This window comes from Shouchella oshimensis (assembly GCF_002019765.1).
Lineage (GTDB): Bacteria > Bacillota > Bacilli > Bacillales > Bacillaceae_D > Shouchella > Shouchella oshimensis.
Genome location: NZ_KV917380.1, coordinates 3,841,763 through 3,863,767 on the forward strand (window position 1 = coordinate 3,841,763; position 22,005 = coordinate 3,863,767).

The window sequence follows — 22,005 nt, forward strand, 5'->3', positions numbered from 1 at the left end:
CCCTTTAACAGCTCGCAAGCCCTTCTCTTTCTAAAGCTTGAAGATAACGTTCATCTTGATCGTCACTATATTGAAGAAGATCACGAACTACAGGAAAATAAGTAGAGGTCGTATTGAGAGTGAAGTAGCGCCATTGCTCTCTTTTTTCTTCTGTTAGTATCCCTAAATCTTTTAATTTCCGTAAATGCTGACTCACAGCTGGTTGACTGATCCCGAGCATTTCAACGAACTCGCACACACAATAGGTCTTCTTCTCAACTAATTTAAGCATTAAAAAACGAGTTGGATCACCAATAACCTTTAAGCATGCAGTTAGCTCAGACATTGGTAATGTTGTATGTTCCATATATGAATCACCTCTCTGAAAACCATTATATAATCAAATAAATATATAAGTCAAAGTATATATTAATATTGACTTATATAACTTCTTCCTTCTTTCCTGTATCATCAAAATCTACAGATACACCTGTTCAATGAAATGTTAAAACACTAGATATGGAAGAAACTCTCAGTTTACATTGCGATAAAGAGGGAATCGATAACATATCCATAAAAGGAGGGCTGACTTATGCTCTGGACTGCACTTATTGTTATTTTAGTATTATGGTTACTTGGCTTTATTGGCGATATTGGTGGGAATCTTGTTCACATTTTATTAGTCGTTGCACTCGTTGTATTGATTTTTCAACTCATTTCTGGTCGTCGAAAAGTTTAACGAAAAGAGACTGGGACAAAAGTAGATAGACAGACCAAAATGACGAACATTCCTGAAAATAGGAATGTTCGTCATTTGTTTTATATGAACATGAGCGGAAGGAGAATCCGAAGCCTCCTGGGGGATCAGCACGTGTCTGAAGACTCTGGAGTGGCGGTTTTTCACGGAGGAGGCTGAGGCCGTGTCCCCGGAAAGCGAAGGATTCTCCTGTAGCGGTGCTACTCAGCATAGTTTAGACTATTCGTCTTTTCAACTACTACTTTTCGTTATGTCCCAGCCTCTTTTTACTTTAAAACATAGAAATAGTGATGGCTGGTGCTCTTCACATTGGCTTTATTTAAGAAAATAGTCTCTTACATTTGCCCACGAGTTCACACGAATAAAACGATTCTCATGAATGTTATGAGGTGCTGTAAAAAGAATACCCTCTCCTGTAAATCGCTCGAGCTGATACACATTGTCATCTATTAAATAATCTGCTTTTATGACACTCTTATCGCCACAAAAGACAAAATGCTGGTCATCTAAAAAAGGAAAATGCTCTTGAAGCCATTCATACTTTGCTGTAAAAGAGGTTGGAAAATGCATCGCTGCTGTCGCAATATAAATTTCAAACGACTCGCTTAATTCTTTAATCACCTCTTGTGCGTCTTTCATCACGTCTAAATCGCGAAAATAAGTAGGGTCTTTTAAATACTCTCTAATCTCATCCACTAAGTGCGGACGCAAATCCCTTAGTTTTTTACCTTGTAAATCTTCCAATGTGATCGCTTCATTGTAATCTGCATTAAAAAGTGCAAGATGTTTTTTTGTGAAGTCCGCCATCACTTCATCCATATCAATGGCAATGCGCTTCATACGTCCACTCCCTGTCTTCTGTCTTTTCCTTAAGCATACCACAGTGAGGTAGTTCGGCAGAAGCTAAGCCCGCCTTTTTTTGATCAGAACATGAAATTGAAAATGAAACCATTTCGATTTCCTTTACGTATTTACATCTATAAGCAAGCAAGATATGCTATGTTAGGAATAGTTCGTTATTATAGTAAAGGGGGAAGATCCGATGTTTCGTTTCTTTAATCGTGTTCGTACTATTGTCTCTTCCGAATTAAATTCAATGTTGAACAAAGCAGAAGATCCAGGCAAGATGCTTGATCAATATTTGCTTGATATGGAAAAAGACATTTCTGAGGTTGAAGCAGCAGTTGCCAAGCAAATCGCAAACGAAAAAATGCTTAAAAAACAAGCCGATGAGGCTGCTGAACTCGTTTCTAAACGAGAAGAGCAAGCCATGCGCGCACTTGAATCTGGTGACGAAGACCTTGCTCGTCGTGTATTGGAAGACAAAAATAAACATGTAGGTCAACGCGATGCACTACAAGAGTCTCATGCTGAATCAGCGAGATTATCAGAAGAACTAAAAGATAAGCTTCGTGAGATGAAAGACGAATACCGTGATATGAATATGAAGAAAGATTCACTAAAAGCACGTTCAGAAAGCGCTAAAGCTCGTGCAAAAGTAAATGAATCACTTTCTTCTATTGGTAATAGTGGTGCTCGTGGCGGTTTTAACCGAATGGAAGAAAAGGTCATGCGTCAAGAAGCAGAGGCAGACGCTAAAGGTGAGCTAAGAAGTGCTAATAAATCACTTGATGATGAATTAGCGGCTCTTGATAAATCCAGCGGCGTTGACGATGAGCTTGCCGCTTTAAAAGCAAAGCTAAATAGTAATAAATAGCCTCAAAAAGGATGATCAGCTGATCATCCTTTTTTCTTGCCCTCTTCGTGATTCAAACTGATTTGATTATTTTCTTAACAAAAACGTTTAAAAGGTTCAACATGCTACTATTCATGACGATATTAAGGATGTTGCGGTCTATGTAGAACAGTTAGGAGAAGATTGATCATGTTAAAACGTTTTTTACAAAATATTCAATTTATGCAGTTACGAACGAAATTATTTATTGGTTTTACTGCTATTTTAGTCATTCCAAGTTCTCTCATTGGGGTTATTTCTTATCAAAATGCAAAAGAAGCCGTAATGGATGAGATGACTGCTGCTACTGAAGAGAGCCTTGCCATTGTAGATGAAACTCTTAGTCTTTTTATAGAATCTCAAGTAGAGAATATTGACTATATTGCTTCAGCCAGTGATTTAGCGGATTTCTCCGAGGACGATCCAGGAGCTCAGCGATTCTTGCTTGATTCTTTCCAAGCAACTAAAAACCATGTTGAACAAACTTATGTTGGTATGGAAACTGGCGATTTCATTAACTCACCCTCGTCTTTTCAAAATCCACCTGACTATGATCCAAGAGAACGACCTTGGTACCAACGTGCGATGGAACAGTCTGGAGACGTTATTATCACATCTCCTTATATCTCTCAGTCTTCCGAACAACCTGTCACGACTATTGCCCGTACGACAGATGACGGATTAGGTGTTGCCGCTCTAAATTTAGAGTTAACCGTTATCTCAGATCTATTATCCAGTATTTCCATTGGCCAAACAGGCTACGTTTTTTTATTAGATGAAAACAATATGTATGTCTCTCATCCTTATGAAGAACCCGGCACTGAAGCGGACGAGTCTTTTCTCTCCTATAGTGAAAATAACGCAGGCTTCCTATCTTATACATCTAACGGAGACGATCAACTTTTAACCTTTAAATCCAATGAAATTACTGGTTGGACCATTGCGGCATCGATGTATGAAGAAGAGATGAATGAAGCAGTTATGCCGATTCTCATTAGCGCTATTACCGTACTATCAATTGCTATTCTAATTGGAGGTACCGTCATCTATTTCCTAGTTAAATCCATCACTTCACCTATCCAGACATTAATTAGTGTATCCGAACGTATGGCAGGTGGTGACTTGTCAGTTGCTTATGAAGTAAACCCTAGACAAAAAGACGAAATGGGACGTCTTGGTCGTTCGTTTGAAAAAATGCGTGCCTCTCTTGTGCTCATGATTACAAACATTCAAGACAAATCATCTGACCTTTCTCAAGCGGCTGATACATTAGCATCCATTACACATGAGAATATGAGTGCAACCGAACAAATTACAGAGGCTGTTCAAGAAGTAGCAAGCGGCGTCGAAAAGCAAAGCACAAGCGTGCGGGAAAGTGAAAAAGTGGCTAGTGATATGTCAAACGATGTAAATGATGTCGTGGTGAAGACCAATCACATTCATAGCACTACTGACAACGCAGCGATAACTGTTTCAAAAGGAAATGACGCCATTACCGATGCCATTAAACAAATGACTCAAATTAAAGACACCTTTAAACATTTATCCGTACACATTGATACATTAGGAAAGCGCTCTAGCGAAATTGAAGAAGTAACTGAAACAATCAAAGGTATTGCTACACAGACCAACCTCTTAGCATTAAATGCAGCAATTGAGGCGGCACGAGCAGGAGAACATGGACGTGGATTCTCAATTGTAGCCGATGAAGTAAGAAAACTTTCCGACATGACGGCGTCTTCAACTGAAACCATTTCTGAATTGGTTTTATCCGTGCAACAAGACACCGAGCGTACCATTGAACAAATGAATACGAGCTCAGACCAAGTGAACAAAGGGATTGAAGTTGTTCAGACTGCTGGACTATCATTTGAAGAGATGAAGCAATTTGTTCAAGTTGTTGCAACAGAAGTGAATGAATCAGCTAAGAATGTAGCTTCTCTTGGGAAGGATAGCGAGGCCTTTGTCACCACCTTCCAAGATCTATCTTCTATAAGTGAAACGGCTTCAGCAAGTATGCAAAACATTTCAGCATCAACAGAAGAACAACTTGCTTCTATGGAGGAAATTTCTGCTTCTGTAGAACAATTAAGTGAAGTAGCAGATGAATTAAAAGAGTTGATACGCCAATTTGACGTTAATACAGATACCGTTTAACTTGCCAAAAAAAACAACAAAAGCACTCTTTTTAGAGTGCTTTTGCCTTTTCACTTCGAGAAATCCGATTGGACTATGCCTTTATTCGTTGCACCATTATACCACTTGCTGTAATCTTTTCATGAATATCTTTTGCAAACGCAAGAGCATGTGCACCATCACCATGAATACAGATCGTGTCTGCTGCAATATCAATATCTTCGCCTTGTTGAGTCATGACTTTTCCTTCGTTGATCATACGTAGTACCTGTTTACTCGCTTGTTCAGGATCATGGATAAGAGCATCAGGTGACCGTCGGGATGTTAAGCTCCCGTCTGCTTGATACGTACGGTCAGCAAACACTTCACTCGCTGTTTGTAGCCCGACTTCCTTCCCGGCATCAATCAGAGCGCTTCCTGCAAGACCATATAATACAAGCGTAGAATCAAGTCGATAAACGGCTTTAGCAATAGCGGTGGCAAGTTCTTTGTTCTTTGCAGCCATGTTATAAAGAGCGCCGTGAGGTTTTACGTGATGCAATGTTCCACCTTCTGCTTTTGTAATTCCTAGAAGCGCGCCAATTTGATAGAGCACGAGATCATAGCCTTCCTCAGGGGTAATCTCCATTGGTCTTCTTCCAAACCCAATTAAGTCTTGTAATCCAGGATGTGCACCTATTCCAACACCCAATTCTAATGCATGTTTCACTGTTTCACGCATTGTCTTCGGATCTCCTGCATGAAAGCCACACGCAACGTTTGCAGATGAAATATAAGCCATTATGTCGCTGTCATTCCCTATCGTATACGCACCAAAACTTTCACCCATATCACTGTTCATATCTACTACGCTTCTCATAAACTCTCTCCTCTCCAAGTTAATTGCCAGTCCATAAGTTCACGATGCCTTCAAGTGCAATATAGCCTGCACCCAACGTTACCACTACCGTCAAGGCACCAAATACGATTAACCATGTTGGATGATGATAATCACCGACAATCGATTTTTTCCTTGAAGCGATTAAGATTGTCGTTAACACTACCGGCAAGATTAAACCGTTCAACGCACCTGCTAAAATCAGTAGCTGCACAGGCTGGCCTATCGTTAAAAAGATAAGCACTGAAATGATAATAAATCCCGCAATGAAAAAGTTATTTTGTTTTGCAAAAATGGGGTGAAAGGATCGTAAAAACGATACGCTTGTGTACGCACAACCAATCACTGAACTAATCGCTGCTACAAACAACACAAGGCCAAATAAATAATAACCAACATCCCCTAAGCCGACTTGAAAGACGGTTGCTGCTGGGTTGTTCTCATCCAAACTGTAACCAGCTGTTACAACACCGAGTACAGCTAAAAATAAAAACACCCGCATGACGCCTGTTGTAAGTATACCTAAGTTCGCTGCACGCCCAACAAACTTAACGTTCTCTTTCCCTGTAATTCCTGCATCAACAAGCCGGTGACCACCAGCAAAAGAGATGTACCCGCCGACTGTGCCACCAACAATGGTGACAATCGGCAACAGAAGCATCATGTAACCCTCTGGTACAATGGCTCGGTATGCTGCTTCTTGAACAGGTGGATTACTATTGAACATGACATAACCAACCATTAATAGCATAATGATTCCACACACTTGCATGACTCGGTCCATCACCGGCCCAAATCGTTTAAACATAAACAAGCCAATAGTTAAAACAGCTGTAATGACACCCCCAGCCGTTAAAGGTAAATCAAATAATACATTAAGACCAAGTGCGGCCCCACCAATGTTTGCAATATTAAAGGCAAATCCACCAAATAAAATAAGGCCAGCAATGACATACCCTAGTCCAGGGAGAAGCGCATTGGCTATCTCTTGACCCCGTTTACCAGATACTGAAATAACCCGCCAAATGTTCATTTGCACACCAATATCAATAATAAGTGAAATTAAGATGGCAAAGGCAAAGCTCGCTAGAAATTGCTCTGTGAATCGAGCGGTCTGTGTTAAAAAAGCAGGTCCAATGGCAGACGTCGCCATTAAGAAAATAGCACCAGTTAAAAACTTTCTGCGATCTTTGTCGCTAATGGGATGGTTCATCTACAAGACTCCTAATTGTTCATTTTTTTTGGTTGTAATATACATATGCCCAGGGGCATGTGTAATCATTAAATCTGGTTTGCTCGCCATCGCAGCAGCTTGAGGCGTTACGCCACATGCCCAAAATACAGGAACCTCCCCTACTTTTATCGTGACTGAATCCCCAAAGTCAGGCTTCTGAATCGTTTCAATGCCAATGGAAGCTGGATCACCAATATGAACAGGCGCTCCATGTACAGAAGGAAAACGCGCAGTCACAAGGGATGCTCGGATGGCGTATTCTTGTGACATTGGCCTCATGCTGACGACCATATTGCCATGGAAAGATCCAGCTTGTTCACAAGGGATGGAGGTAAGGTACATTGGCACATTCACATTCTCTTCTTGATGTCTTATCGGTATGCCGTTGGCAAGTAGCGCTTCTTCAAATGTGAAGCTACAGCCAATTAGAAAACAAACCATATCCTCTTCCCAAAATTCTCCTATCTCCGTTCGCTCCTCTGTTAAAACACCGTCTCGATAAACACGATACCGCGGAAGATCTGTTCGTAAGTCAGCATGAGTGCCCATCATTTTTGGAATAGCAGAGCCAACATCCGTCACATCTAATAATGGACATGATTGAGGATTTCGCTGGCAGAAAAGCAGGAAGTCATATGCATCTTTTTTGCGTAACACAACTAAATTGGCTTGAGCATATCCTCTAGCTAACCCAGATGTAGGACCTGTATAGCGTCCATTTCGAATGTCCATCATAAGCTGTTCACGTTCGTTTTGATCCGTCATCTCATCGTCTCCTTTATTCATTTTCACTTCCACACTGTTTCCACTTTAATAGAATCCCCTGCTTCCTGATCGCTGTGGCTCTTTCATACTCCACATACAAGCGCTCTGCTTCTTCAAGTGAGACTTTTGTAAATGTAAATGACTGTCCCGGTCGTAATTGAGCGATTTTCCAAATATCAACAGAAGTAACTTGTAGCGCACGGGGGTACCCGCCTGTCGTTTGTCGGTCTGCCATTAAAATAATAAGCTGACCATCTGGCGGCGCTTGAACCGTACCAAGTGCAACTGCTTCTGATAAAAGACTAAATGAATCGTTAAACTCGATACGTACTTGAGACTGCAAACGATACCCCATTCGGTCTGATTGATTTTTAACCGTAAAGGTAGTCTGAAACAACTGACGCTTACTCTCTTCATTTAACCGTTCAAAATGTGTACCAGGAATAGCACGTATAACGTTTCGATTTAATTCATGTGCTTCATTGATTGGACCATTAACATGCCAGCTTGATCTCCACACTTGATTATTTTGATTTGTCTTTTCGATAACTGGTTGAACCAGTTTAGTTGGACTACCTAGCTCAAGACAATCTCCTTGTTTTAGGCTTCTCCCTTGATAACCACCTATACCGGCTCGAATATATGTACTTTTACTGTCCATTACGTCTGGAACATTAAATCCACCTGCAACCGCTAAGTACGTACGCATGCCTTCTTTCTTTGCTTTAAACGATAAAGTCGTCCCCTTTGGAACAACGAGAGGATAACCAATTGGGTATGGATCACCATTCAGAAAAGGGGTCATCCCATCTCCTGTCATGCAAATGAGTGCGGTTGTTTGGAAGGTAAGCACTGGGCCAATCAGGGTCATCTCAAGAACTGCTTCCTTTTCGTCATTTGCAACGGCTATATTCGCATTACGGGCAGCCCGACGATCCATTGCACCACTCTCTAACACGCCTTGGTGAAGAAAGCCTCTTCGACCTAAATCTTGAATGGTCGTAAACAACCCTCCCTCTTCAACTAAAATACTCATTGTTCCCCTTCTTTCATCTGTAAAAATTCTTCTTTTGTAATCTGCTTAAATGTGACGTGATCCCCCGCACGTAGCAAGCTTGGAACTTCTCGACTTGCTGAAAAAAGAGTTAAAGGGGTTTGTCCAATCAGCTGCCACCCTCCAGGTGTTGAAATTGGGTATACACCTGTTTGGCTACCTGCAATGCCAACGGAACCTGCCGGAATTTCTGTTCGAGGTTGAGCGTGCCTCGGCGTGGCAATGCGCTCATCCATTCCTCCAAGAAAAGGAAATCCAGGGGCAAAGCCAATCATATATACAAGGTAGTCACCAGATGTATGAATCTGAATCACTTCTTCTTTTGATAAGCCATTTTTTGTCGCAACATCGTTTAAATCAGGTCCATATTCAATGTCATAACAAACTGGAATGGTTACGCGATTTCCACTTTGCTCAATCGCCTGATTGCCTAATTGATTGACTCGTTCTTTTAAAATGGCCTTCACTTCAGTCGCAACACTGCCAGCTGCTGTTTCTACCTTCATTGGATCATAAAAAACCGTTAAGCCTATATAACTTGGAACCGATTCTTGATAACCGGGAAACGGTTCGTGATTAAGATTTGTGAGTAGCTGTTGAACACGTGCTTGTACAGTAGGACTTACGGAATTACCAAGGTTCACCGTAACGGATGTTTCGCTAAGTGAATAAAAATAGGGTGTCTCTTCCATTCCAAAACCACCTTTAAAATTCCTATGTAATTAAAATAGTCAGAAAATAATATCGTTCAATCTTTCTTTAATAATGTACCATTCTACCACACTAAACCACTGAGCACTATGGCATAACTTTACTAGTTTACTAGGAAAAAGCCGCTATTAGTTACAACGGCGGCTTTGCTTTCCTTATAAAAATTCCTTTACTACTCGTTTCACTTCATTAATACCTGCCCACATATCGTCTGGTCCATCATACACAATGGTTAAAGGACCAGCGTATCTTGCTTGTCTTACTAATTCTAAGTTTTCCATGAGTTCAGGTTTATTTATTGTACCATCCCGATTTCGTAACGCTTTTACATGAATAGACTTGCTATATGGTACTGTCAGGCGAATGTCGTTCTTTTTCCCTACACCAGAAAAATTACCAAAATCGGTTATTAACCCTTTAATTTCAGAATGATGTTGTAGGAACAAACAGTTCTCAGACGTGGAAGTGAGGCTTTTGAAGTTTTCAGTAAGGACACCAATCCCTTTTCGTTCTCCATATGCTGCTAGTTCCGTTAACTCACTAGACACCCTTTTTACGCTTTCTTTATCGTCAGGGTGCGCCTCTCCGCCAATTACGCGAGTGCATGTTGCTCCAACTTCAGCAGCAATATCAATCCACTTTTTAATAAACCCTTTATCAGCAGATCGTCTAACAGGATCTTTATGGCTTAAATCGCCATAATCGACCAGAATTGAAAATAGCTGTATCGATGCTGTTTCAAAAGCAGCTCGTACACGTTGTAAGTAACTCAAATCTGTTGAAGAGAAGTGAGGGTGTATTACTTCCAAAGCGTCGAACCCTTCTTGTTTCAACAACTTTGGCAGCTCTTCTAAAGTGTAGATCGCTGGCATTTCTTCTATTTTTGTCGTAATTTCTTGATTCTCTTCGTCCCATTCATTCCAATAAAGAGGGCCTAATAATCGGTTTAAGCTCCAAGTTGTTAGTGATAAATAACGCATGTTCTCACAGCCTCTTCTCTTATAGTCTCTAGATAAAAAAACGTTCAAAAATCCTTATTCACAAGGGATAATGAGTGAGGAATGCTTCTCTATATACGCGACTGTCCAATAGTCTGATGGATCTATTTCTTTTAAAAGCATGCTATTAAGCTTAACCGCTAATAAATGTGCTTCTTCATAGCTGGAAAAGAATTTACGCTTATTACCACTCGTTAAAAACCATTGATTACCGTTAACATTGCGATATAGAACAAACATTTTGATCCCTCCTCAATTTACACTATTATTACACAAACATTCTGACAACAAAAGACTAATAACTGGTAAATCCCTTATTTTATACTGACACACGAAAAAGACCACAAAAAAGCGTGGTCTTAAGCGAAATTAAAGCTTCCTCATCACATAAAGAATATACGGTGCACCGACTAATGCAACAAGCAACCCAGACGGAATTTCGGTTGGGTATAGGATATAGCGACTTAAAAAGTCAGCGATAATAAGTAAAGTGCCTCCAATCATCATGGAAACAGGAATGACTCGTTGAAACGCTGATCCTACCAATGCACGTGCTGCATGTGGTGCTAATAAGCCGATAAAACCAATTGCTCCCACGATCGATACACAGACTGCTCCAATTAAAACGGCTATGACAATGGACGTAATCCGCAGCAGCTTTACCTTTGAACCTAATGAAATCGATACTTCATTTGAAAAAGCAAGTACATTCAAATGCTTGCTCAAAGAAAGGGTAAACGGAACAAGAATGACTAGCATCACCAATAACCAAACGACATTGTCCCAGGTGGATCGGTATGTACTTCCTGCTAACCATACAAGCGCTGGTGAAACACTTAAACTTGCTTTGACCGTCAAGATTTGAATCACACCCGATGCCATTGCCGAAACCGCCACGCCCATTAGCGCCAAGGAAATTGGCTCAAAGCCTGATCGTTTTGTTGCCAAGATCACAATTAAAACGGCCATAATTGATCCTATTACAGCACCTATCGGTAAAAAGATATACGGTAACGATGGAAATACCACAAGAATAAGAAGTGCACCAGCTCCACCGCCCGAAGTGATACCAATAATAGAGGGGTCGCCTAATGGATTTTTTAAAACGTTTTGCAATAGTGCTCCACACAAAGCGAGCAATGCCCCGACCAAAAAGGAAACCAAGACTCTAGGCCAACGAAACTGTATCGTCACTTGATCTACTAGTTTGCCTGCGAACATTTCTTGTATACTCGTGAATTGTCCACCACCAAAAGAAATAGATACATAGGCAACGACAAGTGATACACCTATAAGAGAAATTGTTACGACAATCGGATTCAACGTTTTTTTGGAACTAGTTAGCTTTTGCTTATCGCTTCTCATTTTCCGAGCAGCTTTGTAAGCTAAATACATTAACCATGGACTTCCAATAAAAGCAGTCATCGCCCCAACAGGAAGTTCACTATTTGGTGAAATCAAGCGCGAAAGCACATCTGCTGCAATTAGAATAACTGCTCCCCACATAAACGTATGAACAAATTGTAGACGGTGTCCACGAATACCCATTAACCGAACGAGATGTGGTGCCATTAAGCCAATAAATCCAATCGGTCCAACGACACTGACGGTTGCAGACGCTAGCAAAATTCCTAGTGCCCACCCCCAAGTCTTTACGAACCCTAAAGGTAAGCCTAATCCTTTAGCCGCTTCATCACCTAAGTGGATAAGATCAAATTTCTTTCCGCTTAGAATGGCTAGTAACCCTAAAAAGAGCGCAAATGGCCAAATAAAAGCGACACCTGACCAATCATTTTGCATTAATGTGCCTGCACCCCATAAAAACAAACCGTTTGATTCTTGCTCATACATGAGCTGTAGGCTACTTGTTAAGGCACCGAACAGTAATGTAATAATCATACCTGTTAAGACAATCCGTACTGGTGACATCGTTTTTCCTGCTAACATAAAGACGAGAAAAGCTGCAAAACACGCTCCTAGAAATGAAAAAAGAAATGAAGCGTTCACTCCTGGAAAGAAAAGAGTACCGATGACAACGAATAAATAGGCCCCTGCATTAATACCCAATGTTCCGGCGGAGGCTAATGGATTTTTCGTCATGGTCTGTAAAACCAAACCCGCCATTGCTAAACAGCCTCCAGCTAGGATACCCACCATTAACCGAGGGAAGCGCACACCCATAATTGCCTCGGTTCGTTGATCCCAACTTGAAAACAAATCACCAATTGATAAATCCGCTTGCCCCTGTATAAGATGCACAACCGATAACCCGATTAAAATCAAGCTTCCTAATAAAAAAGACAGAGCGGACTTGTTTTTTTTGTATTTCATTGCGCTCATTTTCTACTGGTCTAACACTTCTAACGTGCGGTGTACGAGTTTTTCTGCTGACAACGGGCCACCGTATGGCCATGTGTCACCACCAAGAGCATAGACTCGATTTTCTTTTGTAAACGTAAGGTCATTCCAGACAGAGTTATCCTTTAGTTGATTCTCAAACACATTGTCATCGCCTTGTACAATATGTAGGAGGTTTGCATCTTCTACTTTAGTAAACTCTTCTACGCCTACCGTCGAAAATCCATAAGGCTCAAAGCTCCCAGATTCGTAGACATTTTCTAATCCCATACGTTCTAAAACCTCAACAGCAAGAGCATTTGGTGTAGAAATACGAAATGCAGGTGCTTGATTATCACTGTATGCCATCGTCAATGCAAATTCGTTTGTGTCTAACTCTATATCAGCTAGCGCCTGCTGTGCTTCTTCATATGTCGTTTCTAAATCAGCTAGCACATCGTTTGCCTCATCGGTCTTATCAAACAATTTAGCCATTTCTAAATAAGTCTCTTCCATCTCTTCGTACTGGGTTTGACCAAGCTCTTCTTCTGGATAAGGATTATAGACGAGCACAGGCGCAATTTTATTCAACTCTTCCATCATCGCGTCTGCTCTGAAATTAATTGCATAGATTACGTCTGGTTCTAGTTGAGCAATGGCTTCTAGATTCGGTTCTGATCGTGAACCAACATCTACTGTATTTTCTAATCCTTCTGAACCAATATCTACCCATTCTTGATAGGAATCAATTTCAGCCATCCCTGTTGGCTCTACTCCTAGAGATAAAAGGTTCTCAGCAAAAATCCAATCAAGCACAACGGCTTTCTCAGGTACTGACTCAAATGTATGTTCACCGTGAATATCTGAAACTGTTATACTTTCTTCACTATTGCCTTCGTTAGTGGACTGGTCAGAATTCGTTTCTCCACCTCCACATGCTGCTAACAAGCCAATCGATAATACAGATAAGAATTTACTCGCTGTCTTCAATCTATTCTCCCCCATAAACCAAATGATAATGATACTCATTTACGATTATACTACTCCATTAAAGAATAGCAATCCCTAAAATGTAACAAACATAAGAAAAAAAGCAGTTTACGCTCGTACGGAAACGTTAAACTGCTCGACTCAATCATTTGTTTTTGCTTTTTACAGATCGACTGACTCCTACTTAAGCTAATTTAATTCAGTAGTTTTTTTAAGATAAGAGCTGCACGTGAATCCATTTTTGCTGGTAACGCTTCTTTAGAGAAATAAGCAAGTGCTAGGCTCTCACCATCACTACCACCTAATACTCCGTACACTTCCTCAGCTCGATAAACCGCACTGACATTATACGTTTCATCCCCATTTGGATATTGAAAGTAGTAGTCTTTACCTGAAACCACGTCGACTAATGTGAAAGCTTTCGCCTGCAAGCCGGTCTCTTCCAATAACTCCCTTTCTGCTGTTTCTTCAAAACACTCCCCGAGTTCCATCACCCCACCAGGCAATCCCCACTCACCCGTATCTTTCCGATGCTGCAGTAAGATTTCTCCTGCTCGGTTATAGACAAGAATGGTTGCACCAACGAGAATAAATGGTCGTTGTCCAATTAATGCTCGTATTTCTTTAATATAATCTGCCATTTTGTCCTCCTCTAAGATATAGACGTGTCGGAATACGGAATGTCATGATGACAGGGACGAGTCTGTTTCGGGTAAATATGAATTTCTGCTTTATTTCTTATAATCAAAACGTAACTCATCTTCTTTTTCATCATAGTCAACATACAAATCGTGGCCATCGAAGAACCACACATCTTCCTCCTCAACAAAGAATTCAACGCCATTTCTTTCAGTTCTTACAGCCATTTTATTCGGTGCATCCTCTGCTGTAAAACCTAGGGCAAAGTTTTCTTGTACAGGACTAGAACCATACACTTTCGAAAAGAATTTAATTTTATCGTTCTTCCCCATTGAAAAGTCCTCTTTAAACCATTTCGCCGCTGGATCACTTATGACAATCTTCATTAACTGCTCGCCTTCTTTCTTAAACTCATACTTATCCATAGCATACCAGACTTATTGGTGCATACTAAAAAAAGAGGCTTATGAGTAAGCCTCTCCTAAAACTTCCGTCCGCCGCCTTTTCCTCGAAAGCTGGAGCCACCTCCGCGGCCACCCATACTTCGACCGCCTCCGCGCGAACCGCTTGAACCACCAAATCCACCTCCGCGTGAACCCCCTGAGCCACCAAAGCCGCCCCCTCGTGAGCCCCCTGAGCCACCTCCACGTGAGTTACGGTTATTGTTTCGATTTACTGTATGAAGTACGGCAGCCGTTTGCGCAGCTTTTCTTGCCATTCTTCTTTCTTCATCACGCATTTCATCTACTAGTCTGCGCGTTAGTTCAACCTCTCGTTTTGCACTTGCAAACTGTCCCTCAGAAATCAAGTAATCCACTTGTCGAGCAGATTCATCGTAACGTCTTTTGAACGTCGACTGGCTAAAATTCAAACCTAGTTTTCGAGACATATGCTGATAGGAAGAAGAGACATCTCGCCACTCTCGTTCTAATCGCTCTTTATCCTGAATAAAGGACTGCACTTCTTTTTGAACATAAGGCAATTCTTGCTTAACATGCTCTAGTTCATCTTCTACTGCAAATAACTCGATAGGTGTAACGTCCAATAACCGAATGGCATTATTCACAGAACGATACAATTCTTCCATGCGATGACTGTTTAATCGAAGTCGATGATGGTGAAGTTGATGTTCCAATGATTGAATAGTATCATTCAAAGCTCTCGCTTCTCTATAAAGAGATTGTTTCTGCTGTTCTAACCGATCAAATAAATAGAAGCTTTGCCCATGAAGATCAGACAATGTTTTATACTGCGCTACTAAATCCTGCATAGTTTGATTGGCCTTTTTGTATTCTTGACGATCGAGCTGAAGCATCGTGTCCACGTTACTCATTGTATGAAGCATATTGTCATACAAAGTCGTCGCCTCATGATAATCAGATTCAATTGAATGCCAATGGGAAGAATGATACGTGTGACGCACTTTGTCCATTTGAATGCGAAATGATTCTGGATCAAGTCGGATAGACCGCATCTGCTCTTGTAATTCGCCTAGTTCTTTTTTTGTTTCATCTCGGTACACAAGTAACTGCTTTACTCGCTGAAGCGCATCGTTAATGGCTGCATCCATTGAATCGTAGATGTACATGGCTTCTTTTGCGTTTCCAACCTCGATTGCATGATGTAGCTGAGAATAGGATTGTCGAGCTGCTTCTAACAGAGCATGAGGATCTTCCTCTTTTAATTGTAATTGCTCTCGCTCTACAATGTGATCAATCTCTCTCGCTTGCTTGTCAATTCGATCGATCAGTTCAGCTTCTTTCGCTAAAAGTGTCTTAATCTGATCAGCATGTGTTTCTGCTGTCGCACACGCCTCTTCTGCTGCCTCTGCTAGTTGGGCAGCATATAGATAGTCGAGGGAATCATCAGCTGACGACATTTCTGTCATTTTTTCTTCTGCTACTTGGATATCCCTTTCCAAGTATGTGTACGGAAGATTTGTCTTACGCTTCATCTCTTCAAGCGCGTCTCTCACACCTTTTACTTTCTCTTCAATGGCTTTAATTAACCCCGAAATTTTCAACTCTTGATCGAACATCTCTTTTAATTGCTCTTTTTTCGTTTCGAGTTGTTCTTCTTGAGCAGTAATGTTGTTCGTGAAATCAACAGTTGCTTGTAACACGTCGTTTTTCTTTTTCTTACCTGCTCCGTCAAGCCATGTTTTTATTTGCTGTTCTTGTTCTTGAGCGTTTGTTAAAATCGCAAAAAGCTCTTCTTGTTTTTCACTAAACAATTGCTGCGTATTTCCACGAGAAAGTTCCACGCGCTCTTTCGCTTCGTGATAAGGCTTTAATACATCTGCCAAAATTCGTTTTTGACGGTCAAGAAGAGATTGAACATGCGCTAGACGCTTTTTCTTTTGTGCTCGTAAATAAAACAACGCAATGACAAGAGCAATCATTAAAGCTCCAACAAATAAAAACGTGGCAACCGTCCCACTCGTTCGCTCTCTTTCAAGGTGTTCCATTATATTGACTACACCTTGACCGTATTCTCCTGTAGCAGCAGCTGGCAAGAACTCATTATCAATTATTCGTACGGCATTTCGCTCGTTGCCAATAACAGACTCCGCTTCTCCATTAGGTATGTAGTTTAAATACACTTCACTGGCCTCTGCATCAATGAAAATAGAATAATGATAGCCTTCACTACCAACACGGTCAATGACCTCTAGTGCCGCGTTTGAAGACGATTGCCCATCAACACCCTCTACTGTGCTGACATAATAATTAAAGTATGTATCGTTTGCGGCTGCTTCAATAGCAGCAACTTCCTCAGCAGAAAAGAAATTTGCTTCATCCTCAATTGTAACACTCGCAAACGCCTGCATCGGAACCATCCATACGAGACAGAGTACAACAAAGATTACGATAGTACGTTGTTTCCTTCCATTCATTATTCGCTCCCCCTTTTCTTCTATTCTATTATACGGTGCAATGAGTTGAAAAGTTGCAATTGATCATAAAAAATAAACCGAGCATACTTCTTTCTATGCCCGGTTTAAACACATGCTAGCTCCATTTAATAGAAAATAGTTGATTGGCCTTGAGGTGTTCCAACAAAGGACGATCTTCTTCAATCACTCTACCAATAACATTCACTTTATCGTCAGCTTGTAAATCTCGCTTCGTTAATTGTATTTCTCCTTGATAGCGTCCGTACCGTTCGTTGTCCATGGTTATGGTCCCTAGCAAACGCTCAGTGGTTTGATTTGGTTTAACCTTTTGTTTCATTTGTTGAGCTATTTCTCGTGACTGGACGGAACGAATAACATCTCTTGCTTCGTCCGGTCGATTACACTGTTTATCTATAATAGGAGGATTTTCCACACATGCTTTCGCTCGTAATAAAATGACTCCTTGTTGTTGAAAAAGCGCTAACTGCTGTAAACTTTCTTCACTTAATTGAGGGTCACCAACGATTACCGTATCTACTGCTTTTTGGCTATATAAATCTAGCCAAGCCGCAAATGGACTCCAATGGCGATGGGCTTCTAACGTCGGCAACCCCTCATAGAGTGGTCCTCGCTTAACATCACCAGGTATAAACGACATTCGCTTAAATCCTGCCTCTCGTAAGCGCTCATTAATCTTGTTGAAATTTTCTCGACCTAAGCCGGTTTCCGGACGAGGGTAAAAATTATGCCATCCTTCAATGTGGTCAAACGCCACGCCTGCATGCTTTAATGCTGCAATGTCTTCCGCCCTTACTGTGCTGGCGTTCACAACAATCGCTAAAGATCTGGAAATACGAGCAACTGTCTCGGCATCAATTCCATAATCAATTCGCAATCCTGTAACACCCCAATCACGTAAAAGACTAGCCTTTTCCCACGTTAGTTGCAGATGAGCCATTGATTGAGGGGATACATCACAAACAAGCGCCATCCCTTTCTTTTCAGCAAAACGACCTAGCCGTTGCAAGCGGTCTGCGTATAGACTGACATCGTCTTCTGGAATGTGAAGGGATGTAAAGAGTGTTTGAAAACCATACAGATTGATTTTTTCTAAATAGGATAACTGTTCTTCAATTGGTACATGAAGATAAACCGATGCACCGAGTTTCATGATTGCTCACACTCCTAGATTCCCTTTGCCATCTCTTCTTTGAAGCCAAACAAGTACGTAAATAGAAAGCCTAACGAATACGCTACAGCAATTCCAATTAAGTATTGCACATAATTCCCTTCCGCAATGAGTGGAGTCAGGGATAGACCAGAAACACCAATCCCTAGCGCCCCTGTTCCAAACGATGCTTGTATAGCTCCTCCAACCGCAGCTCCCATACTTGCTGTTATAAACGGTCGCCCTAAAGGAAGGGTTACGCCATATAATAACGGTTCACCTATTCCTAAAAACCCTACAGGCAAGCCGCCTTTAATAATTGTACGTAAACGTTGATTTTTCGTTTTCATAAAGATTGCAATAGCAGCACCAACTTGACCTGCTCCTGCCATCGCTAATATAGGTAGTAATGTTGTAAAATTAAACGTGTTAATGAGTTCTAAATGAATAGGCGTTAAGCCATGATGAAGACCAACCATGACAAGTGGTAAGAAGAAACCTGCCATTACTGCTCCTGCAAGTGGTCCGCCAATTGATAAGACCGAATTAATTCCAGATGTAATGCCTTCTGCTAATACGCCTGCTACTGGCATGACAGCGTAAATAGAAAGTGCTCCAACGATTAATACAGTGAATAGTGATGTGAAAATAATATCAATGGATCGTGGCATCACCTTACGAATGTTCCGCTCAAAGAAAACCATTAGCCAAGCTGCAAAGATAACGCCAAACAGTCCACCACGTCCAGGCTGCAGCTGCTCTCCAAATATCGTTACTTGTTCAAGAGCCGGATTAAAAATAAACATACCGGCGATTGCCCCTAAAACCGGTGTTCCGCCAAATTCTTTTGCTGTATTCCAACCTACTAAAATAGCGAGATACATAAACAAGCCGCCGCCAAGAATTGTCATTAACAGGAGCCAAGTGTGATCTTCCGTTTTCAACCCGTAGTTAATTAAGAATTGCGCCACTCCATTTATAATACCTGACGCAACTAAACCAGGAATAAGCGGAATAAAAATATTTCCGAGTCGCCTTAAAAACTGCTTAAACGGTGTTTTATTTCGTTCTTTACGAGCTGCAGCATCTCTAGCATTTTTTTCTTCAAACGACAGCTCGTTGTTTTCACCTATAAGCTTTTGAATTTCTGCTGTGACGACATTCACCGTTCCTGGACCGACAACAATTTGCCATGTATCGTCTTCTACTACGCCCATAACCCCATCAATGTTTTTTAACGCTTCCTTATCCACTGCTGTGTCGTCTTTTGCTCTAATACGTACTCTTGTCATGCAGTTCGTGAGGTTATCAACATTCTCTTTTCCACCAACATGCTTTAAAATAGCCGCAGCCATTTGTTGGTCTTTGTTCATGCGCTTCACCTTCCTCTTATGAATTCACTGCTTTTCGAATAAATCCATTTGCCATTTCCAATTTCGCTTTTGCTTCATGTGCTGGGCAGTCTAACAATAGCATGACGATCGCCGTTTTGACATGACCATCAGCTTCTTGCAAAGCACGTTCAACATCTGCTCCTTTCCTATCGGTTGCTTCCATAACAATTCGTTTTGAGCGTTCGACAAGCTTTGCATTTGTCGGCTGCACGTCTACCATTAAATTCTGATACACTTTGCCAATCCCAATCATGGAAACCGTCGAAATCATATTTAATACAAGCTTCTGTGCCGTTCCTGCTTTTAATCGCGTTGAGCCAGTCAATATTTCTGGACCCGTTTCCAACTCAATCGCCACATCCGCATAGGAACTCATTTCAGCCTGACGATTACAACTAATCGCTACCGTATGAGCCCCCCTTTCGTTGGCTTCCTCTAATACCCCAATCGCATAAGGAGTGCGTCCACTTGCGGCTAACGCAATAACCGTATCTTTCTCGGACACATTAATGCGCTTACATTCATTCACGCCAAGAATACGCTGGTCTTCTGCTCCTTCAACAGCTTTTAAAAAAGCCCCCTCTCCTCCTGCTATAAGGCCTAAAACCCGCTCTGCCGGCATATCAAATGTTGGTGTGCACTCAACAGCATCTAGCACGCCTAGACGCCCTGATGTTCCTGCCCCCGCATAAATGAGCCTGCCACCAGAAGAAAGGGAATCGATAACACAGGTTGTCGCTGCTTCAATTTCATCAAGTACATGTTCAATGGCTTTTGGTACTGTCGCATCTTCTTCATTCATTAATTTAAGAATATCGTAGCGATTCATTTCGTCGAGTTGCATGGAACGATTGTTTCGTCGTTCTGTTTGCAATTTGTCTAACAACACTTCTCACGTCCTTTACTCTAGTTAAATAAGCTGGAACACTCCCTATCTATAAGAACAGATGAAAGAGATTCATTAAAAGCTTGTTACCTAATCTTATTATCATTCCATTGAAATTATATGTCAATTATTAAATCAATATAAATAAAATTTTATTTCAAAAAGAAAATAGGTCATTGATACCACAAATCAAAAAGAAGTGCTTCTTTGCGAGAAAGAAGCACTTCCATTAAAACGTAATGACGATTTTTCCTGACACATGACCAGTTTCGCTTAGAGAATGGGCGTCCTTTATTCCTTTCTCGCTGAAAGGATAAGACGCATGAATGACAACCTTTAGCTGACTTTCTTCAACAAGAGCCGCGAGTCGTTTTAATTGTTCACCGTCAGGTTCTAACCATACACCGTAAGCTTTAACGTCGTATGCAGCAGCTTCTTTTTCGTCTTGTATACCTACAATTGTAACCAGTCGACCAGTTTCCTTTTTCAATACTTTGTAGCTATTCGACTGGACATCTCCTCCAACCGTATCGAAAACAAGATCTAGTTCAGATAAGCGATTTTCAAACGATTCCGTTTTGTAATCAATCACTTCATCAGCACCTAATTGTTTAACGAGCTCATGGTTTTTCTTACTAGCTGTTGTATATACGTATGCCCCTGCATGTTTAGCTAGTTGAATCGCAAGGTGACCGACACCACCTGCACCAGCATGGATCAACACACGTTCTCCTTCTGCTACATTGCCATGGGTAAAGAGTGCCTGCCAAGCCGTTAGCCCTGCAAGAGGAACCGCAGCCGCCTCCACAGAGGTCATATTATCAGGTATGAAAGACAATAAATGAGCATCTACAGCGACAAACTCCGCATACGTACCATGGCGAGTTGTTTCCGGACGGGCAAAGACCCGATCTCCTACCTTCCACTCCGTTACATTTGCTCCTACTTCTTCAATCACACCAGCCGCATCCCAACCTAATACGATAGGGAATGACCAATCGAGCATTTGCCGTAAGTACCCTTCACGAAGCTTCCAATCAATTGGATTCACTGATGTCGCCTCTAAACGCACGAGCACCTGTCCCGATTCTATCGTCGGTCTTTCCAATTCTATTTCTTTCAATTGTTCGATACCACCATACTGTTTAATTGCTACTGCACGCATCGAAACACTCCTTTCCTCGTTTATTCATTCCCTTAAAATAAGATTTCAATCGAACGAAAAGAGGCTGGGACATAATTAAAAGTAGTATTTGAAAAGACGAATAGTCTAAAATATGCTGAGTAGCACCGCTACAGGGAATCCTTCGCTTTCCGGGGACACGGCCTCAGCCTCCTCCGTTGAAAACCGCCACTCCAGAGTCTTCAGACACGTGCTGATCCCCCAGGAGTCTTCAGATTCTCCTTCCGTTCATTTTCATATAAAATAAATGACGAACGTTCCTATTT

General features: G+C 41.3%; 21 protein-coding genes. 3 read left to right on the plus strand and 18 right to left on the minus strand.

Going from position 1 to position 22,005, the window contains the following annotated elements:
• Positions 1 to 4: 4 nt before the first annotated feature.
• On the minus strand, positions 5 to 346 hold the full coding sequence (locus BK583_RS19165) for an ArsR/SmtB family transcription factor (protein ID WP_038476125.1): 342 nt from the start codon (positions 344 to 346) through the stop codon (positions 5 to 7).
• 225 nt (positions 347 to 571) lie between these two features.
• Here BK583_RS19165 and BK583_RS20540 point away from each other — a divergent pair, with 225 nt between their 5' ends.
• Positions 572 to 718, plus strand: coding sequence for a lmo0937 family membrane protein (locus BK583_RS20540; RefSeq protein ID WP_124741156.1), 147 nt, complete (start codon positions 572 to 574; stop codon positions 716 to 718).
• Between the two features lie 333 nt (positions 719 to 1,051).
• Here the strand turns inward: BK583_RS20540 and BK583_RS19170 are convergent, their stop codons facing one another.
• Positions 1,052 to 1,576: a 5' nucleotidase, NT5C type gene (locus BK583_RS19170; RefSeq protein ID WP_055737058.1), complete on the minus strand. Its 525-nt coding sequence runs from the start codon at positions 1,574 to 1,576 to the stop codon at positions 1,052 to 1,054.
• A gap of 202 nt (positions 1,577 to 1,778) precedes the next feature.
• On the opposite strand from BK583_RS19170, the gene BK583_RS19175 reads away from it, so the two are divergent.
• A complete protein-coding gene (locus BK583_RS19175; RefSeq protein ID WP_038476119.1) occupies positions 1,779 to 2,453 on the plus strand; it encodes a PspA/IM30 family protein in 675 nt (224 codons plus the stop codon).
• 168 nt (positions 2,454 to 2,621) lie between these two features.
• The gene (locus tag BK583_RS19180; protein WP_038476116.1) at positions 2,622 to 4,628 is read left to right on the plus strand and encodes a methyl-accepting chemotaxis protein; all 2,007 of its coding nucleotides are present in this window, start codon (positions 2,622 to 2,624) and stop codon (positions 4,626 to 4,628) included.
• A gap of 73 nt (positions 4,629 to 4,701) precedes the next feature.
• Here BK583_RS19180 and BK583_RS19185 read toward each other — a convergent pair whose 3' ends face one another.
• From BK583_RS19185 to BK583_RS19260, 16 genes are all read right to left on the minus strand, one after another.
• Entirely contained in the window at positions 4,702 to 5,466 is a 765-nt protein-coding gene (locus BK583_RS19185) for a LamB/YcsF family protein (protein WP_055737057.1), read from the minus strand.
• 19 nt (positions 5,467 to 5,485) lie between these two features.
• Positions 5,486 to 6,697 (minus strand): NRAMP family divalent metal transporter, encoded by a 1,212-nt coding sequence (locus BK583_RS19190; protein ID WP_055737056.1) that lies wholly within the window; start codon positions 6,695 to 6,697, stop codon positions 5,486 to 5,488.
• Positions 6,698 to 7,483 carry a putative hydro-lyase gene (locus BK583_RS19195; protein WP_055737188.1) on the minus strand — a complete coding sequence of 262 codons (786 nt, stop codon included), beginning with the start codon at positions 7,481 to 7,483 and terminating at the stop codon, positions 6,698 to 6,700.
• Positions 7,484 to 7,496: 13 nt separating this feature from the next.
• A complete protein-coding gene (locus BK583_RS19200; RefSeq protein WP_055737055.1) occupies positions 7,497 to 8,519 on the minus strand; it encodes a 5-oxoprolinase subunit C family protein in 1,023 nt (340 codons plus the stop codon).
• Positions 8,516 to 9,229: a 5-oxoprolinase subunit PxpB gene (gene pxpB / locus BK583_RS19205; RefSeq protein ID WP_055737054.1), complete on the minus strand. Its 714-nt coding sequence runs from the start codon at positions 9,227 to 9,229 to the stop codon at positions 8,516 to 8,518. The genes BK583_RS19200 and pxpB overlap by 4 nt, the downstream gene beginning before the upstream one ends.
• A gap of 174 nt (positions 9,230 to 9,403) precedes the next feature.
• Positions 9,404 to 10,228, minus strand: coding sequence for a sugar phosphate isomerase/epimerase family protein (locus BK583_RS19210; RefSeq protein WP_055737053.1), 825 nt, complete (start codon positions 10,226 to 10,228; stop codon positions 9,404 to 9,406).
• A gap of 54 nt (positions 10,229 to 10,282) precedes the next feature.
• The gene (locus BK583_RS19215) at positions 10,283 to 10,486 is read right to left on the minus strand and encodes a hypothetical protein (protein ID WP_055737052.1); all 204 of its coding nucleotides are present in this window, start codon (positions 10,484 to 10,486) and stop codon (positions 10,283 to 10,285) included.
• Between the two features lie 129 nt (positions 10,487 to 10,615).
• A complete protein-coding gene (locus BK583_RS19220) occupies positions 10,616 to 12,529 on the minus strand; it encodes an iron ABC transporter permease (protein ID WP_236702444.1) in 1,914 nt (637 codons plus the stop codon).
• Between the two features lie 60 nt (positions 12,530 to 12,589).
• A complete protein-coding gene (locus BK583_RS19225; protein ID WP_236702443.1) occupies positions 12,590 to 13,573 on the minus strand; it encodes an ABC transporter substrate-binding protein in 984 nt (327 codons plus the stop codon).
• Between the two features lie 194 nt (positions 13,574 to 13,767).
• Entirely contained in the window at positions 13,768 to 14,214 is a 447-nt protein-coding gene (locus BK583_RS19230; RefSeq protein ID WP_038476094.1) for an NUDIX hydrolase, read from the minus strand.
• A 90-nt stretch (positions 14,215 to 14,304) separates the two neighbouring features.
• Positions 14,305 to 14,598, minus strand: a complete 294-nt coding sequence (locus BK583_RS19235; protein WP_038476091.1) for a HesB/YadR/YfhF family protein — start codon at positions 14,596 to 14,598, stop codon at positions 14,305 to 14,307.
• 95 nt (positions 14,599 to 14,693) lie between these two features.
• The gene (locus BK583_RS19240) at positions 14,694 to 17,108 is read right to left on the minus strand and encodes a coiled-coil domain-containing protein (RefSeq protein ID WP_055737050.1); all 2,415 of its coding nucleotides are present in this window, start codon (positions 17,106 to 17,108) and stop codon (positions 14,694 to 14,696) included.
• Between the two features lie 115 nt (positions 17,109 to 17,223).
• Positions 17,224 to 18,279 carry a DUF871 domain-containing protein gene (locus BK583_RS19245; RefSeq protein WP_055737049.1) on the minus strand — a complete coding sequence of 352 codons (1,056 nt, stop codon included), beginning with the start codon at positions 18,277 to 18,279 and terminating at the stop codon, positions 17,224 to 17,226.
• Positions 18,280 to 18,293: 14 nt separating this feature from the next.
• On the minus strand, positions 18,294 to 19,649 hold the full coding sequence (locus BK583_RS19250) for a PTS transporter subunit EIIC (protein ID WP_055737048.1): 1,356 nt from the start codon (positions 19,647 to 19,649) through the stop codon (positions 18,294 to 18,296).
• Between the two features lie 16 nt (positions 19,650 to 19,665).
• Entirely contained in the window at positions 19,666 to 20,556 is an 891-nt protein-coding gene (gene murQ / locus BK583_RS19255; RefSeq protein ID WP_055737187.1) for an N-acetylmuramic acid 6-phosphate etherase, read from the minus strand.
• Between the two features lie 229 nt (positions 20,557 to 20,785).
• Entirely contained in the window at positions 20,786 to 21,721 is a 936-nt protein-coding gene (locus tag BK583_RS19260; RefSeq protein WP_038476080.1) for an NADP-dependent oxidoreductase, read from the minus strand.
• Positions 21,722 to 22,005: the final 284 nt, after the last annotated feature.